11 protein-coding genes and 1 other RNA gene are annotated in these 15,834 nt (G+C 73.8%); 9 read left to right on the forward strand and 3 right to left on the reverse strand.

What is annotated here, in order from left to right; translation table 11 throughout:
• Positions 1–83: 83 nt before the first annotated feature.
• The gene (locus D1J63_RS22560; protein WP_125631175.1) at positions 84–4,202 is read right to left on the reverse strand and encodes an FHA domain-containing protein; all 4,119 of its coding nucleotides are present in this window, start codon (positions 4,200–4,202) and stop codon (positions 84–86) included.
• 407 nt (positions 4,203–4,609) lie between these two features.
• Here D1J63_RS22560 and D1J63_RS22565 point away from each other — a divergent pair, with 407 nt between their 5' ends.
• The 4 genes from D1J63_RS22565 to D1J63_RS22580 all read left to right on the forward strand — a co-directional run bounded on the left by D1J63_RS22565 (position 4,610) and on the right by D1J63_RS22580 (position 9,915).
• Positions 4,610–6,259 carry a serine/threonine-protein kinase gene (locus D1J63_RS22565; RefSeq protein ID WP_125631177.1) on the forward strand — a complete coding sequence of 550 codons (1,650 nt, stop codon included), beginning with the start codon at positions 4,610–4,612 and terminating at the stop codon, positions 6,257–6,259.
• Between the two features lie 105 nt (positions 6,260–6,364).
• Positions 6,365–7,615 carry a serine/threonine-protein kinase gene (locus D1J63_RS22570; protein WP_125631179.1) on the forward strand — a complete coding sequence of 417 codons (1,251 nt, stop codon included), beginning with the start codon at positions 6,365–6,367 and terminating at the stop codon, positions 7,613–7,615.
• Positions 7,616–7,694: 79 nt separating this feature from the next.
• On the forward strand, positions 7,695–8,801 hold the full coding sequence (gene prfB, locus D1J63_RS22575; RefSeq protein WP_125631181.1) for a peptide chain release factor 2: 1,107 nt from the start codon (positions 7,695–7,697) through the stop codon (positions 8,799–8,801).
• A gap of 325 nt (positions 8,802–9,126) precedes the next feature.
• A complete protein-coding gene (locus tag D1J63_RS22580) occupies positions 9,127–9,915 on the forward strand; it encodes a hypothetical protein (protein ID WP_125631183.1) in 789 nt (262 codons plus the stop codon).
• A gap of 141 nt (positions 9,916–10,056) precedes the next feature.
• Here D1J63_RS22580 and D1J63_RS22585 read toward each other — a convergent pair whose 3' ends face one another.
• On the reverse strand, positions 10,057–10,251 hold the full coding sequence (locus D1J63_RS22585; protein WP_030402048.1) for a hypothetical protein: 195 nt from the start codon (positions 10,249–10,251) through the stop codon (positions 10,057–10,059).
• A 214-nt stretch (positions 10,252–10,465) separates the two neighbouring features.
• Here D1J63_RS22585 and ftsE point away from each other — a divergent pair, with 214 nt between their 5' ends.
• From ftsE to ssrA, 5 genes are all read left to right on the forward strand, one after another.
• A complete protein-coding gene (gene ftsE, locus D1J63_RS22590; protein WP_003975843.1) occupies positions 10,466–11,155 on the forward strand; it encodes a cell division ATP-binding protein FtsE in 690 nt (229 codons plus the stop codon).
• 42 nt (positions 11,156–11,197) lie between these two features.
• On the forward strand, positions 11,198–12,115 hold the full coding sequence (gene ftsX / locus D1J63_RS22595) for a permease-like cell division protein FtsX (RefSeq protein ID WP_030402047.1): 918 nt from the start codon (positions 11,198–11,200) through the stop codon (positions 12,113–12,115).
• A gap of 68 nt (positions 12,116–12,183) precedes the next feature.
• A complete protein-coding gene (locus D1J63_RS22600; protein ID WP_176155126.1) occupies positions 12,184–13,383 on the forward strand; it encodes a S41 family peptidase in 1,200 nt (399 codons plus the stop codon).
• A gap of 46 nt (positions 13,384–13,429) precedes the next feature.
• Positions 13,430–13,909 (forward strand): SsrA-binding protein SmpB, encoded by a 480-nt coding sequence (gene smpB, locus D1J63_RS22605; protein WP_007450171.1) that lies wholly within the window; start codon positions 13,430–13,432, stop codon positions 13,907–13,909.
• A 102-nt stretch (positions 13,910–14,011) separates the two neighbouring features.
• Positions 14,012–14,411, forward strand: a transfer-messenger RNA (tmRNA) gene (gene ssrA / locus D1J63_RS22610).
• A 54-nt stretch (positions 14,412–14,465) separates the two neighbouring features.
• Here the strand turns inward: ssrA and D1J63_RS22615 are convergent.
• Positions 14,466–15,761, reverse strand: coding sequence for an MFS transporter (locus D1J63_RS22615; RefSeq protein WP_164712927.1), 1,296 nt, complete (start codon positions 15,759–15,761; stop codon positions 14,466–14,468).
• Positions 15,762–15,834 lie beyond the last annotated feature (73 nt).

Here is a 15,834-nt window from a genome sequence, read left to right on the forward strand (position 1 = left end):
CGTCGTGACTCCCACGCGCGCCGCCTGCGGGCAGTCGTGCCGCTGGGGCGGCACGGGTGCGGGCGTCGTGGGCTGCTCCGGCACTACAGGAGCGAGGGGACCTCCGCCGCCGAGACCTCGCGGGCCGCGCGCTCCAGGGCGCTGGCCAGGAGGGCCAAGTCGGTGGGGCCGTTGCCCAGTTCGCGCACCGGACGGCGGGTGGGCGGGTCGCCCATGCGGTGCCACTCCAGGGGGACCACCGTGGGGCGCAGTGTCGCCGTGCGCGGGATGCGGCCCGTGACCCGGCCGCCCTGGAAGGCGGTGGTGCGTCCGTCGGGGTGGGCCAACCGGCCGCGTCCGGGCGCCGGTTCGTCCGGGCCCGGCACCGGCGCGTCCAGGGTGACGCGCAGGGTCGCGCGCAGGGCGGGCTCCGTGTTCTCCGTACGGCCGCCGGGGGCGGTCGCCGCCACCAGGTGGACCCCGAGCCGCTCGCCCTCCCGCGCGACGGCCTCCAGGGCCCGCATCACCGACCCCGCGGCGGGGCGCCCCGGGGAACCGAGCGGGGGAGTGACGAGGGCGTCGAGGTCGTCGACGACCACGACCAGGCGGGGCAGGGGCGGGACGGGCCCCGTGCGGCGCTTGGCGGCGGGGCGCAGGCGCAGGGTGGAGCTGGGCGGGGACTCGATGTCCCCGGCGTCGGAGGCCGGCGCGGTCCCCGCCGTGGCAGCCGTGCGCTGGGCCACCAGCCGGCCCGACACCTCGCGTCCCGTGTGCCACTCGGTGAAGTGCGACCGTCCGAGCAGCTCGGCGCGCCGCTTCAGCTCGGCGCTCAGGGACTGGGCGAACTCCCGCATCCGCACGGGGTCGTTGGCGGTGAGATGGGTGGTGACGTGCGGTACGTCCGTGCACACACGCAGGCCCTCGCCGTGGGCGCCGCCCGAACTCACGCTGTCGCGGCCGTCCACGAGGACGACGCCGAGCCGGTCGGGCCGTTCGGCCGAGGCGAGCGAGGCGACCAGCGCCCGCAGCAGCTCGGTGCGACCGCTGCCGGGCGGGCCCTCGATCAGCAGGTGCGGTCCCTCGGCGGCCAGGTCGACCGGGACGGGGCCGCGCGGACCGGCGCCCAGCACCGCCTGGGCGCGTCCCCCGAGGGACTCGGTGTCGTCGGCGGCGGCGGCCCAGCGGGCCATCAGGGAGGCGGGGGTGGCGCGGGCCAGGCCCAGCTCGTCGAGGAGCCGGGCCGTCCGGGGGAGCGGTGCGGACACGCGCGCGTGGTGCTCGCCGCCGGTGGCGGCGTCCGTGCGCAGCGGGGCCAGGGCGCGCGCGAAGCGCTCGGCCCACGGCAGGGAGACGGCGTCCAGCGTGCCGAGGGTGCCGTGCCCGACCGGGCCGGCGGGGGCGACGGGTGCAGCCGGGGCGCCCGGGTCCGCGCCCGGTCCGGCGCTCGTGCCGGTGCTGGTCCCCGCGCGGGCGACGCGCAGCAGGCGCAGGGTCGTCGCCACGTCGCCGCTGAGCAGCGCGACGGCACCGCACTCCCGGAACACCGGCGACACCGCGCAGGCCGCCTCGTACGTCCGCGTCACCGGGGACGTGGGGGAGGCGGCGGCCGTCTCGGCGAGGCACACGACGTGGATGCCGGCCCGCGGTCCCTCCAGGGCCAGCCGCGCCACCGCCTCGCGCACGTCGGCACCGCCGGGGTCCCCGTCCACGACGACCACGGTGTACGGGCCGGTGAAGCCGCCGGCCGGGTCGGTCCCGTCGCTGCTTCCGTCGGCGGGGCGGGCCCAGGAGGGCTGGTGGCGGGCGGTTCCGCCGGTCGCGTCCGGAGCCGCGTCCTGGGCGCGTGCTCCGGACCGGGCCCGGTCCGCGTGGTGGTCGTCGAGGCGGCGGAGGAGCTCCTGCGCACGGGCCGTGGCCTGTTCGCGGTCGTGGGCGAGCAGCAGGCGGCAGTCCTGGCCGTGTCCCGGGCGCACCTGCGGCAGCCAGCCGAGCCAGGACCACTCGGCGTCCCGCTCGGCGAGCGGACGGGAGCGGTCCGCGCTGATCAGGACGATCTCCAGGGTGTCGGCGGAGTGCAGCGCGGCGAGCTGGGCCAGCACCGAACGGGCCAGCCCGCTGAGCCGCTCGCGCGGGCCCGCGAGGCCGAGCGCGCCGACCTCGCGCAGATCGGCGGTGACCGGGACCGCGGGCAGCGGGGCGGCACCGCCCGGCGCCATCCGGTCGGCCGTGCCGAGCCGCACGGTGAGCGCCTCCGGGTGATCCGGGCCGCGCTCCCACAGCCGCGGCCCCGGGCCCAGCGCCGTCAGCAGCAGCGAGGCGGGGTCCGGCCAGGTCTCCGGGGCGCGCTGGGTGCCGGGCGGGGCCTCCGGCGCCGCTCCGGCGGCCGTCGTCTCGTCGTACGCCCGCGCGCCGGACACGCCGGTCTCCGGAGCGCCTGCGCGGCCGCCGGTCAGCCGCCGGGCCCACGCCCCTATCCCTCCGCGCCTGCGCACCTCCTGCGGCACGTCGGTGCCGCGCAGGGGGGTGCCCTTGCGGCCGGGGCGGGGCTCGCGGCCGGGGCGGTCGTCGGCGCGCTGTCCGGTGCCGGGCTCCCGGCCGGTGCGGTCGTTCGGGCCCGCGCCGGCCGTCCACCCGCGTGCGTCGGAGGGACGGCGGGGGGCCTCACCGGCGGCACCCGTGCGGGAAGCACGCGCACCGGCGGAGCCGCCGCCGGGCCCGCCCGCGCCGACGTCGCCGTACGCGCTCGTGCCGGGACTGTCCGGTCGGTACGGGGTCGGTCCGGAGGCGCCGGTGCGGTACGCGTCCTCGCCGGTTGTGCCGGTGCGGGCCGCGCTTCCGCCGGACCTACCCGGCCCGTACGTGTGCTGCTGTGCGGAGGGACCGGTACGGTACGCGTCCCCGTCGGGCATGCCGGTGCCGTGCGCGCCCCCGCCGCGTGTGCCGGTGCGGGGCGCGGCACCGCCGGGCGCGTCGGCCCCGTACCCGCCGCCGGTTGCGTCGGCCCCGTAACCGCCCGGCGTGGAGGAACCCCGGCCGCTCCCGTGCTCGCCGGGTGCGCGCGGTGCGGGAGGGCGGTGCCCGGGCGCGCGGTGGCCGTCGGTCGCGTACGACCCCGCGCCCCGCGCGCCGCCGTGTGTCTCGCCCGCGGCGGGGGACTGCCGGGGCAGGCCCGCGGTGGGACCGGTGCCGTGGCTCTCGATGCGGGGTGCGCCGCCCTGCCCGGGGACCTGCGGCGGCTCGGGGGGTGTCCCGTCCGTGCCGTACGCCGAGGTGCCGTACGCGTGGTGGGTCCGCCCCCCGGCCGCGGGGGTGCCGTCGGCCTCCGTGCCCCGGGTGCCGTGGGCGCCGGAGTCCGGCGCGGTGCCCGACCCTTCCGACGCCCCGCGGGTGGCGGGAGCGGCGCCGCCGGCCGCCCGCGCGGCTCCGGACGGACCCGCCGCGCGGGAGCGGTCGCCCGCGGCGCCGGGTCCCTCCGCCCCGTCGGCCACGCGCGCGTGGGACACCGCGTCGCCGACCCCGTCGCCCGGTGCGGGCGCCCGGTACCCGGACAGCCGTACGTGTCCCTCCCCGTCCGGCGTCGTCGCCACCCGCACCTCCGCCGCCGGCGGCACCGGCACCAGCCGCAGGGCCGACTCGCCGATCCGCAGCAGCGCACCCGGGGCGAAGCGGACCGGGCGGTCGCCCACGCGGGTGCCGTCCAGAGTGGTGCCGTTGGTGGAGCCGAGGTCGGCGACCGAGACGCGGCCGTCGGGACCGACGGTGACCGCGCAGTGCATGCGGGAGACGTCCGGGTCGTCGAGCGCGACGTCGGCGTCGGCGGAGCGGCCGAGCCGGATCTGGCCGCCGTGCAGGAGGTGGACGCCGCCCGCGTCGGGCCCCGCGACCACGTGGAGCTGGACGGGGACGTCCGCCGGCTCGGTGTGCGGGTCGGGCTCGCCCGGCGCGCCGAGACAGAGGACGGCGCCGTCGACCAGCGGGGGCTCGCCCAGGGTGCTGCGCTGGGCGTCGAGGCGCTGTGCGCCGGAGTACAGCACCACCTGGCCGGAGCCGGCGCCCTCGCCGGGGAGCGTGGCGGCCAGCGCGGAGGCGACCGCGGCCAGCGCCGTGCCGGCGGGCGCGGTGACGAGTACGTCGCAACGCGCGGCGCGGCCCCCCGCCGAGGAGGCCGGGACGGCCGGTGCATGCGGGCCCAGCGGGTCCACGACGGTCAGCCGGATCTGCATCGCCGTAAGCGGTCCCTTCGCGCGGGCGCCCGCACGCCGGGACGGAAGCCGCCACCACGGTCCCCCACCGCGGACTTCCCCCACCGTCACACGAGCACGTCGGCCAGTACTGCACGCATCCTCGCACCTGCCACCGACAACGCGCCCGCCGCCCGCCGTCAAATGATCTTGATTGGTCGGCTGTGCCCCCAAAAATGCCTGACAGCTGCTCCGTGGATGATCGAAAGCCGTCCGCTTGAGATCGGTCACGTCCGGGCAGCGGCAACCAAGGGACCGGGTCGAGCGTCTTTCCTTCGAACGTGGCCCGGAGGCGGCACTACAGTTGGGTCCGACTGGGACCCACCGTCGACCGACCGCTTCTGCGACAGTGGGTCCGAACAGCCAGCAAGCAACTAGGAGCGCATGACGTGCGGCCCGTCGGCAGCAAGTACCTCCTCGAGGAGCCCCTCGGCCGCGGCGCCACGGGCACCGTCTGGCGTGCCCGCCAGCGCGAGACCGCGGGCGCCGAGGCGGCCGTGGCCGGACAGCCCGGCGAGACCGTCGCGATCAAGGTGCTCAAGGAAGAGCTCGCGAGCGACGCCGACATCGTGATGCGCTTTCTGCGCGAACGTTCCGTCCTGCTCCGGCTCACCCACCCCAATATCGTCCGGGTCCGCGACCTGGTCGTCGAGGGCGAGCTGCTGGCCCTCGTCATGGACCTCGTCGACGGCCCCGACCTCCACCGCTATCTGCGCGAAAACGGGCCGCTCACCCCGGTTGCGGCGGCCCTGCTCACCGCGCAGATCGCCGACGCGCTCGCCGCGAGCCACGCCGACGGCGTCGTCCACCGCGACCTGAAGCCGGCCAACGTCCTGCTGAAGCAGACCGGCGGCGAGATGCACCCGATGCTCACCGACTTCGGCATCGCCCGCCTCGCCGACTCGCCCGGCCTCACCCGTACCCACGAGTTCGTCGGCACGCCCGCGTACGTCGCGCCGGAGTCCGCCGAGGGCCGCCCGCAGACCTCCGCCGTCGACGTCTACGGCGCCGGCATCCTGCTGTACGAGCTGGTCACCGGCCGTCCCCCGTTCGGCGGCGGCTCCGCCCTCGAAGTGCTGCACCAGCACCTGAGCGCCGAACCGCGCCGCCCCTCCACCGTCCCCGACCCGCTGTGGACGGTCATCGAGCGCTGCCTGCGCAAGAACCCGGACGAACGCCCCAGCGCCGAGAACCTCGCCCGCGGCCTGCGCGTCGTCGCCGAGGGCATCGGCGTGCACGCGAGCAGCGCGCAGATCGGCGCCGCCGAGGGCGTGGGCGCGCTCCTCGCCCCCGACCCGGCACCCGCGCAGGTTCCCGGAACTCCCGGCACCCCCGACGCCGCCTACGACCCGAACGGCGCGACCAGCGTCCTGCCGCACACCGGGGGCCCGGCGGGCGCCGCCGACCCCACCGCCGTGCTCCCGAACACCGGGGCCGCCGACCCGACCGCCGTCATGCCGCCGGTGGGCCCGGGGCAGGCGGGACAGCCGGGCGCGCCCGGTCAGGGCGGGCCCGAGGACCCGCACCCCTGGCAGAACCAGCTGCGCGCCGCCCGCGACCGCAACGAGCAGACGCAGGTCCAGTACCTCGACCCCAACCAGGACCCGCTGCGCCGCCGCCCCCAGCGGCAGGTCTCCCGCGCGCCCCAGCAGCCGCGCCAGGCCCCCCAGGGACCGCCGCCCCAGCAGCCCGGCTACGGCTACCCGCAGCAGCAACCGCCGCAGCGCTACGCCACCCCGCAGCCCCAGCCGCCGCAGCGCTACGCCCCGCCGCCCGCCCCCGAGCCGCAGCCGCCCCGGCGTGAGCCCAGGCCGCCGCGGCAGCGCAGCGCCAACCCCATGCGCATCCCGGGGCTGGGCTGCCTCAAGGGGTGCCTGGTCACCCTCGTCGTCCTGTTCGTGGCCGGCTGGCTCGTGTGGGAGCTGAGCCCGCTCCAGGACTGGATCGGCACCGGCAAGGGCTACTGGGACCAGCTCACCGACTGGTTCACCACCGTGACCGACTGGATGGGGGACCTGGGCGGCTCCGGCGGAGGCTGAGTCTGGAGACTTGTCGACATCCGGAGGGTGATTTCCGCCTCCGCGGTGAAGGCCGGCTCCCGGGACGCGTACTTTTAGGCGCAACACGCGTCGGTAGGAGCAGTCTTGGCACGGAAGATCGGCAGCCGGTACACCGCCCATCAGATCCTCGGGCGGGGCAGCGCCGGCACGGTGTGGCTGGGCGAGGGTCCCGACGGACCCGTCGCGATCAAGCTGCTGCGCGAGGACCTGGCGTCCGACCAGGAACTCGTCTCCCGCTTCGTGCAGGAGCGCACCGCCCTGCTCGGCCTGGAGCACCCGCACGTCGTCTCCGTGCGCGACCTGGTGGTCGACGGCAACGACCTCGCGCTCGTCATGGACCTGGTCCGCGGCACCGACCTGCGCACCCGCCTCGACCGGGAGCGGCGCCTGGCGCCCGAGGCCGCGGTGGCCGTCGTCGCCGACGTCGCCGACGGACTGGCCGCGGCCCACGCCGCCGGGGTCGTGCACCGCGACGTCAAGCCCGAGAACGTGCTGCTCGACATGCAGGGCCCGCTCGGCCCCGGCGGCTCGCACCCGGCGCTGCTGACGGACTTCGGGGTGGCCAAGCTCATCGACACCCCGCGCCGCACCCGCGCCACGAAGATCATCGGCACGCCCGACTACCTCGCCCCGGAGATCGTCGAGGGCCTGCCCCCGCGCGCCGCGGTCGACATCTACGCGCTGGCCACGGTGCTCTACGAGCTGCTCGCCGGCTTCACGCCGTTCGGCGGCGGCCACCCCGGCGCCGTGCTGCGCCGCCACGTGACCGAGACCGTCGTCCCGCTCCCCGGCATCCCCGACGAGCTGTGGCAGCTCCTGGTCCAGTGCCTCGCCAAGGCCCCCGCCTCCCGGCTGCGCGCCTCCGAGCTGAGCGCCCGGCTGCGCGAGCTGCTGCCGATGCTCGCCGGCATGGCCCCGCTGGACGTGGACGAGCCCGACGCCGAGCAGCAGGAGGACGCCCCCGAGGAGTCCGCGGTGTCCGCCGCGTCCCCGGCCGCCCCCGAGCCCGTACGGCGCCGGGGAGCGGTGCCGCTGGTGCCGGGGGCCAAGCCCGCCGACTCCAACCGCGACACCCACACGTCGATGCGCGTCCCCGCCCCGGACGAGCTGGCCGGCGGCGCCCGCGGCACCGCCCGCGCCCCGCGCGCGGCGGGCTCCCCGCGCCCCGGCTCGGCCCGCAACCGCGCCACCGCGCGGCGGCGCCGGCTCGCGGTGGGTGCGGGCGCCGTGGCCCTGGTGGCGGCGATCGGCGTCGGCACCTGGCTGGCCACGGGCGGTGACGAGGACGGCACCGGTCCCCAGGACACGCGGAACTCGGCGCCGGCCGCTCCCTGAGCCCCGCACCGCCGCCGCGGTCCACACCCCGCACCCCCGCCGGGCGTGGACCGCGGGCCGGAGCCGTTACGCTGGATGCGTGGCAGTCGTCGATGTATCCGAAGAGCTGAAGTCCCTCTCCTCGACCATGGAGTCGATCGAGGCCGTCCTGGACCTCGACAGGCTGAGGGCAGACATCGCCGTGCTCGAGGAGCAGGCGGCCGCGCCCTCCCTGTGGGACGACCCGGAGGCGGCGCAGAAGATCACCAGCAAGCTCTCGCACCTCCAGGCCGAGGTGCGGAAGGCCGAGGCCCTGCGCGGCCGGATCGACGATCTCGGGGTGCTCTTCGAGATGGCCGAGGAGGAGGACGACCCGGACACCCGTGCCGAGGCCGAGTCCGAGCTCGCGGCCGTCCGCAAGGCGCTGGACGAGATGGAGGTCCGCACCCTGCTCTCCGGCGAGTACGACGCGCGCGAGGCGCTCGTCAACATCCGCGCCGAGGCGGGTGGCGTGGACGCCGCCGACTTCGCCGAGAAGCTCCAGCGCATGTACCTGCGCTGGGCCGAGCAGCACGGCTACAAGACCGAGGTCTACGAGACGTCGTACGCGGAGGAGGCCGGCATCAAGTCGACCACCTTCGCCGTGCAGTCGCCGTACGCCTACGGCACCCTCTCCGTCGAGCAGGGCACCCACCGCCTGGTGCGCATCTCGCCCTTCGACAACCAGGGGCGCCGCCAGACCTCCTTCGCGGGCGTCGAGATCCTCCCCGTGGTCGAGCAGACCGACCACATCGAGATCGACGAGTCCGAGCTGCGGGTGGACGTGTACCGCTCCTCCGGCCCCGGTGGCCAGGGCGTGAACACCACCGACTCGGCGGTACGCCTGACCCACATCCCCACCGGCATCGTCGTCTCCTGCCAGAACGAGCGCTCGCAGATCCAGAACAAGGCCACCGCCATGAACGTCCTCCAGGCCAAGCTCCTGGAACGGCGCCGCCAGGAGGAGCAGGCCAAGATGGACGCCCTCAAGGGCGACGGGGGCAACTCCTGGGGCAACCAGATGCGTTCGTACGTGCTGCACCCGTACCAGATGGTCAAGGACCTGCGCACGGAGCACGAAGTGGGCAACCCCGAGGCCGTGTTCAACGGCGAGATCGACGGCTTCCTCGAGGCCGGCATTCGCTGGCGCAAGCAGCAGGAGAGGTAAAGCGAAGCGGAATCGCCGCTTTGTCGACAAGGCAACTGCCGCTCTTCGGGCGGCAGTTGCCTTTTGTCTGCCCGCCGTTCGCCGGTGATGTCTGGGTTTTGCATCACACTCACACCCTTTGTGTCCGGCATACGTCCCTTACCTGGACATCGCGTACGCAATGGCCTTGACGTTGCTTTGAACATTCGGAATGGTGAGGCGCGGCATGCGTATTTCTGGGGCGCATGTGAACCGGGGGGCTTGAGCACACATGCAGCCGCCCCCCGTCGATCACAGCCCCGAGTGCGGCCTCACCGACTAATCGGCTACTGGGGGTAGCAACTACATGACGAAGAAGACGCGCATCCGTGTCGCGCGCATCGCGGCCGGCGCCGTGATCGCGGCCGGCGCCTCGCTGACCGCCGCGGGCGCCGCCTCGGCGCTGGAGATCGGCGTCAGCGCGGACTCCAGCGACAGCGGTATCGGCCTCGGTCTGAGCGTCCAGGGCGGCGAGGACGACCCCGACCCGTGCGACATCGGCACCGGTCCGGACTGTGACCCGACGGATCCCACGGACCCGACGGACCCGACCGACCCCACGGACCCGACCGACCCCACGGACCCCACGGACCCCACGGACCCGACCGACCCCACGGACCCGACGGACCCGACGGACCCGACCGATCCGACGGACCCCGGTACGACCGACCCGACCGACCCCGGCACCACGGACCCGACCGACCCGGGCACGACCGACCCCACCAATCCGACCGACCCGGGTGACGGTGGCGACAACGGCAACGGCAACGGCGGCAACGGCAACGGCGGCTCGGGCAACGGCAACGGCAACGGCAACGGCAACGGCAACGGAGGCGGCGGCGACAACACCTCCCCCGACGGCGGCGGCAACGACAACGTCACCCAGGACCAGGGCTCCTCGGCCCTGACCGACACCGGCGAGCAGGCCCCGGCCTCCTCCAACAACGCCGCCCAGGGTGACGGCAAGGAGCTCGCCGAGACCGGTGCCGCCGAGACCACGTTCCTGCTGGTCGGCGCCGCGACGATGATCGCGGGCGGCATCGGCTTCCGCTTCCTGCCGCGCCTGATGAACGGCCGCGGCGGCGCTGCTGCCTGACGGTAGCCGTCCGCGTACGCACCGCGCACGCACGTGAAGGGGCCCGGAGCATCACCGCTCCGGGCCCCTTTTGCGCTCTACGTGTCCGTGTCGTGCCCGTGTGTCCGCGTCCTGGCGGCCCTGAAGGCCGCTCCAGGGCCGTCAGACGGTCTGCTGGGCCAGCAGGGCCACCGCGGCGACCAGCACCGCCAGCAGCGCGATCAGCGCCATCGGGTTCAGCCCCGAGAAGGGGTTGCTCTCCTGCTGCAGCCGCTCGCGGTTGGCCCGGCACACCGGGCACCTGCCCTCACTCACGGGCGCCGCGCAGTTCGCGCACACCAACCGGTCGTACGTCATGCGCTCGCCCTCCTTGCCACCGGCTCTGTCTGAAACAACGCCCGCGACGGTACGAACGTTCCCCTTCCACTGTGCCAGGTTCCGTGGGCCCCCGCGCGCCCTCCCGTGGGGACAAAACGCGCAACTGATACGCAACCCCGACCGGTGACTGCGGTCGGCTCCCCGGTTCGCGTATGGTCACGCACATCTACCCCCGGCGACCCGTGGTGCATCCGTGATCCGATTCGACAACGTCTCCAAGGTCTACCCCAAACAGAGCCACCCAGCCCTCAGGGATGTCTCCCTGGAGGTCGAGAAGGGCGAGTTCGTCTTCCTCGTGGGATCCTCCGGCTCGGGAAAGTCCACCTTCCTGCGGCTCATCCTCCGCGAGGAGCGGTGCAGTCACGGACAGGTGCACGTGCTGGGCAAGGACCTCGCCCGCCTGTCCAACTGGAAGGTGCCGCAGATGCGGCGCCAGCTGGGGACGGTCTTCCAGGACTTCCGCCTGCTGCCGAACAAGACGGTCGGCGAGAACGTCGCCTTCGCCCAGGAGGTCATCGGCAAGTCCCGCGGCGAGATCCGCAAGTCGGTGCCCCAGGTGCTCGACCTGGTCGGACTCGGCGGCAAGGAGGACCGCAGGCCCGGCGAGCTGTCCGGTGGTGAGCAGCAGCGCGTCGCCATCGCCCGCGCCTTCGTCAACCGGCCCAAGCTGCTGATCGCCGACGAGCCCACGGGCAACCTCGACCCGCAGACCTCCGTCGGCATCATGAAGCTGCTCGACCGCATCAACCGGACGGGCACCACCGTGGTGATGGCCACGCACGACCAGAACATCGTGGACCAGATGCGCAAGCGCGTCATCGAGCTGGAGAAGGGCCGCCTCGTCCGGGACCAGGCACGCGGTGTCTACGGCTACCAGCACTGACGAGCCGCTGACGACGAGGAACGAAAGGCTTAACGAGACGCCATGCGCGCCCAGTTCGTAGTCTCGGAGATCGGTGTCGGTCTTCGCCGCAATCTGACGATGACCTTCGCGGTCATCGTCTCGGTCGCCCTGTCCCTGGCCCTGTTCGGCGGGTCACTGCTGATGAGCGACCAGGTCAGCACCATGAAGGGCTACTGGTACGACAAGGTCAACGTCTCGGTCTTCCTCTGCAACAAGAGCGACGCCGAGTCCGACCCCAACTGCGCCAAGGGCGCGGTGACCGAGGACCAGAAGAAGCAGATCATGGCCGACCTCGACGAGATGGCCGTCGTCGAGAAGGTGACGTACGAGTCGCAGGACGAGGCGTACAAGCACTACAAGGAGCAGTTCGGCGACTCGCCGCTGGCCAGCTCCCTCACGCCGGACCAGATGCAGGAGTCGTACCGGATCAAGCTGAAGGACCCGGAGAAGTACCAGGTCATCGCGACCGCCTTCGACGGCCGTGAGGGCGTGCAGTCCGTGCAGGACCAGAAGGGCATCCTGGACAACCTCTTCGGTCTCCTCAACGGCATGAACTGGGCCGCCCGCGCGGTGATGGCCCTCATGCTCGTCGTCGCGCTGATGCTGATCGTCAACACCGTGCGCGTCTCGGCGTTCAGCCGGCGCCGCGAGACCGGCATCATGCGCCTCGTGGGTGCGTCGGGCTTCTACATCCAGGCGCCGTTCATCATGGAGGCCGCGGTCGCCGGACTCATCGGCGGTGGTGTCGCCTGCGGATTCCTGGTGATCGCCCGGTACTTCATCATCGACCACGGACTCGCCCTGTCCGAGAAGCTGAACCTGATCAACTTCATCGGCTGGGACGCCGTCCTGACCAAGCTCCCGCTCATCCTGGCCGTGAGTCTGCTGATGCCCGCGTTGGCCGCGTTCTTCGCGCTGCGCAAGTACCTGAAGGTGTGACACATACCAAGGGGGTCGTACGGTCGAGCGACCGTACGACCCCCTCGCGTTGTCCTAGACTCACCGGCATGTCAGGTCGTGCCCTGTTCTGTCAGCCCCGTCGCGCACGCCACGGGGCCGCCCTGACCTTGGTGTTCGCGAGCGTGCTCGTCGCGGGCGCGGCCACCGGCTCGCTCCCCGGGACGGACCGGAAGTCCGAGCCCACCGCGGCCGGTTCGGCCGCCCCCGCCGGTCAGCGGGCCCGGCCCGACGACGTCGCCCGCGCGGCGGCCGAGGCGATGGCCCACGGCAAGTCCCCCGTGGAGGCCGCCGAACGCGCGGTCAGCCGCAGCGGGGACCGCTGGGGAGCCATCTACTCCCAGGGCGAGTACGAGGAGTTGGAGGACGCCCTCGACGGCCGGTACACCGGCGTCGGGCTCTCCGCGCGCCGCGAACGGGACGGCCGTATCCAGGTGACCGGGGTGCGCTCCGGCTCGCCCGCCGCGGGCGCCGGGATCCGCGAGGGCGACCGCCTGCGCAGCGTCGACGGCGAGCCGGTCGACGGGCGGCCCGTCACCGAGGTCGTCTCCATACTCCGCGGCGACGCCGAGGCCGAGCCCGCCGGCACCGCCGTACGCCTCGGCCTGGAGCGCGGCACGCGCGCGTGGACCGAGACCGTACGACGCGCCCGGCTGTCCACGGACCCCGTGACCGTCCGCACGCTCGCCGACGGCCTCACCGTCGTCAAGGTCACCTCGTTCACCAAGGGCGTCGGCGAGCAGGTGCGCGAGGCCGCGGCACGGTTGCCGTCCGGCGCCGGTGTCGTCCTCGACCTGCGCGGCAACTCCGGCGGTCTGGTCGCCGAGGCCGTCACCGCCGCCTCCGCCTTCCTCGACGGCGGCCTGGTCGCCACGTACGACGTGGACGGCGAGCAGCGCGCCCTGCACGCCGAACCCGGCGGCGACACCACCAGACCCCTGGTCGCGCTCGTCGACGGCGGCACGATGAGCGCGGCCGAGCTGCTCACCGGGGCCCTCCAGGACCGCGGCCGGGCGGTCGTCCTGGGCTCCCGCACCTTCGGCAAGGGCTCGGTGCAGATGCCGAGCCGGCTGCCCGGCGGCTCGGTGGCCGAGCTGACCGTCGGCCACTACCGCACCCCCTCCGGCCGCGGCGTCGACGGCTCGGGCATCACGCCCGACCTGGAGGTCGACCCGGCGGACCCGGCCGCCCTGGGACGGGCCCGGACCGTGCTGAGCGGACTGGGGCGCGAGGCGAACGACCCCGCGTAATCGGCTTTCCGCGAGACCCCTCCGTAGTGCCAAAATGGACCGCACTATGGCTAAGGAAAAAGGGCGCAAGCTGATCGCGCAGAACAAGAAGGCGCGGCACGACTACCAGATCCTCGACACCTACGAGGCCGGCCTCGTGCTGTCGGGCACCGAGGTGAAGTCGCTGCGCCAGGGGCGGGCCTCGCTGGTCGACGGCTTCGTGCAGCTGGACGGACACGAAGCGTGGCTGCACAATGTGCACGTGCCGGAGTACAGCCAGGGCACCTGGACCAACCACAGCGCGCGCCGCAAGCGGAAGCTGCTGCTGCACCGCGTGGAGATCGACAAGCTGGAGTCGAAGTCCCAGGAGACCGGTCACACGATCGTGCCGCTGGCGCTCTACTTCAAGGACGGCCGGGCCAAGGTCGAGATCGCGCTGGCACGGGGCAAGAAGGAGTACGACAAGCGGCAGACCCTCCGGGAGAAGCAGGACCGGCGCGAGGCGGAGCGGACGATCTCGGCGATCCGGCGCAAGCAGCGGGCCTGAGCGCCGGGAATAGGCTGGCACCGTCCTGCGTTGGTCACGTACGATGGCGCAAGCACTCCATAGCGAGCGCGTACCTCCTCGGAGGGTTTGAAAAATCAACATGGGGATGATCGGTTTCGACAGCGGCTGTCGAAGCAGGGGAAGCGTGTCGAGGAAGCGGCCATGATCTCGTAAACCACAGGCCGAAAAAAATAATCGCCAACACCAAGCGCGATTCCTCCCAGCAGGCCTTCGCCCTCGCTGCCTGATCTCAGGTAGCAGAGCGAGCCTCCTACTAAGGGAGTGTCAGCCCGGGGCTGTTCCCGACCCGGATCCTGGCATCAGCTAGGGGACTAAACCTTGATCCCGGTCACGGGGTGAAGAGGGAAACCAAACAGTGACTGGGCCCGTCGGAGACTTGTTCGCGTGATCTCCGGGGCCGAGAAAATCGAAGCGGACTGCACACGGAGAAGCCCTGGTTCCGCACCGTTGGACGCGGGTTCGATTCCCGCCATCTCCACATCTCCAGGACCCCCTGGTCGTCGGCCTTCCGCCGATGACCAGGGGGTTTTCGTGTTCACGGCGTCCGTCGGGCCGGCCGCAGGGTCAGCAGCAGGGCGATGGCCGCCGCCGTGACCGGGACGGTGTAGGCGGCGGTGGGGGAGACGTGCTCCACCGTCCAGCCGCCCGCCGCGCTGCCGCAGGCGATACCGCCGAGGAGGCCGGTCACCGCGAGGGTCATGCCCTCGTTCAGGCGGCCCTCCGGCGTGCGGTGCTGGACCAGGGTCATCGTGGTGACCATCGTCGGGGCCGTCGCCATCCCGCCGACCAGCAGCGTGAGCGCCAGCAGGGGCAGGGAGCCGCTGAGGGAGGCCGCGAGCAGGGGCAGGACCAGCAGGGCCGTCATCGCGGCCACGCACCACGGCAGGCGGTGCTCGGCCGGTCCGGCCGGCTTGAGCGCGCCGTAGAGCAGACCCGCGGCGCAGGAACCGGCCGCCTGCAGGGCGAGGACCGCACCGGCCGCCGCGCGGTGACCCTGTGCGTCCGCGAACGCGATCGTGACGACCTCCATCGCGCCGAAGATCCCGCCCATCGCCAGGCACACCACCAGCAGCGGCGGGATGCCCGGCGCCCGGAAGGGTGCCTTCGCCGTCGGGCGCGGGCGGGCCGGCGGCTCGGTCGAACGCTGGGCGGCGAACAGCAGCATGCCGGTCACCAGCAGCACCACGCCCACGAGCGTGCCCGCCTCGGGAAACAGCGCCGTGCACAGGAACGCCGCGAGGACCGGGCCCAGCATGTAGCACAACTCGTCCGTGGCCTGCTCGAAGGAGTTCGCGGTGTGCAGCGCGTCCGCGTCGCCCCTGAGCAGGTGGGACCAGCGGGCGCGGGCCATGCCGCCGGTGTTGGGGGTCGTCGCCGTGGCGGCGTACGCGGCGAACAGGGTCCAGGCCGGCGCCCCGTACCGCACGCACAGCAGCAGGGCGACGGAGCCCAGCGCGGCGAACAGGGTGGCGGGTACGGCCACCCGCGCCTGGCCGTACCGGTCCACGAGCCGTGCGGTCCACGGGGCGACGAGCGCCGTGGCCGCCAGTCCCGTCGCGGTGACGGCGCCGGCGAGGACGTACGACCCACGGGTGCCGGCGATCATCACGACCGCGCTCACGCTGAACATGCCCATGGGCAGCCGGGCGATGAGGTTCCCGGTCGTGAAGGCGCGTGCACCGGGTGTGGACAGGAGGCGGCGGTACGGGCCCGGCGGACGGCTCCGGGTGCGGGGGCGGAAGTCGGCCGCGACCACGGTGTCCGCGGTGACGGCCAGGAAGGGGGCGGGGGAGGCGGGGCGGGAGGGGTGCGCGGAGGTCGGTTGCGGCATGGGACCACCGTCGCCCGGGGGCGATCGGGCGGTCCAACACCTTCTCCGTGGCCATTGACGCAACCCCGTTGTA

The organism is Streptomyces sp. KPB2 (assembly GCF_003950055.1).
GTDB classification, from domain to species: domain Bacteria; phylum Actinomycetota; class Actinomycetes; order Streptomycetales; family Streptomycetaceae; genus Streptomyces; species Streptomyces salinarius.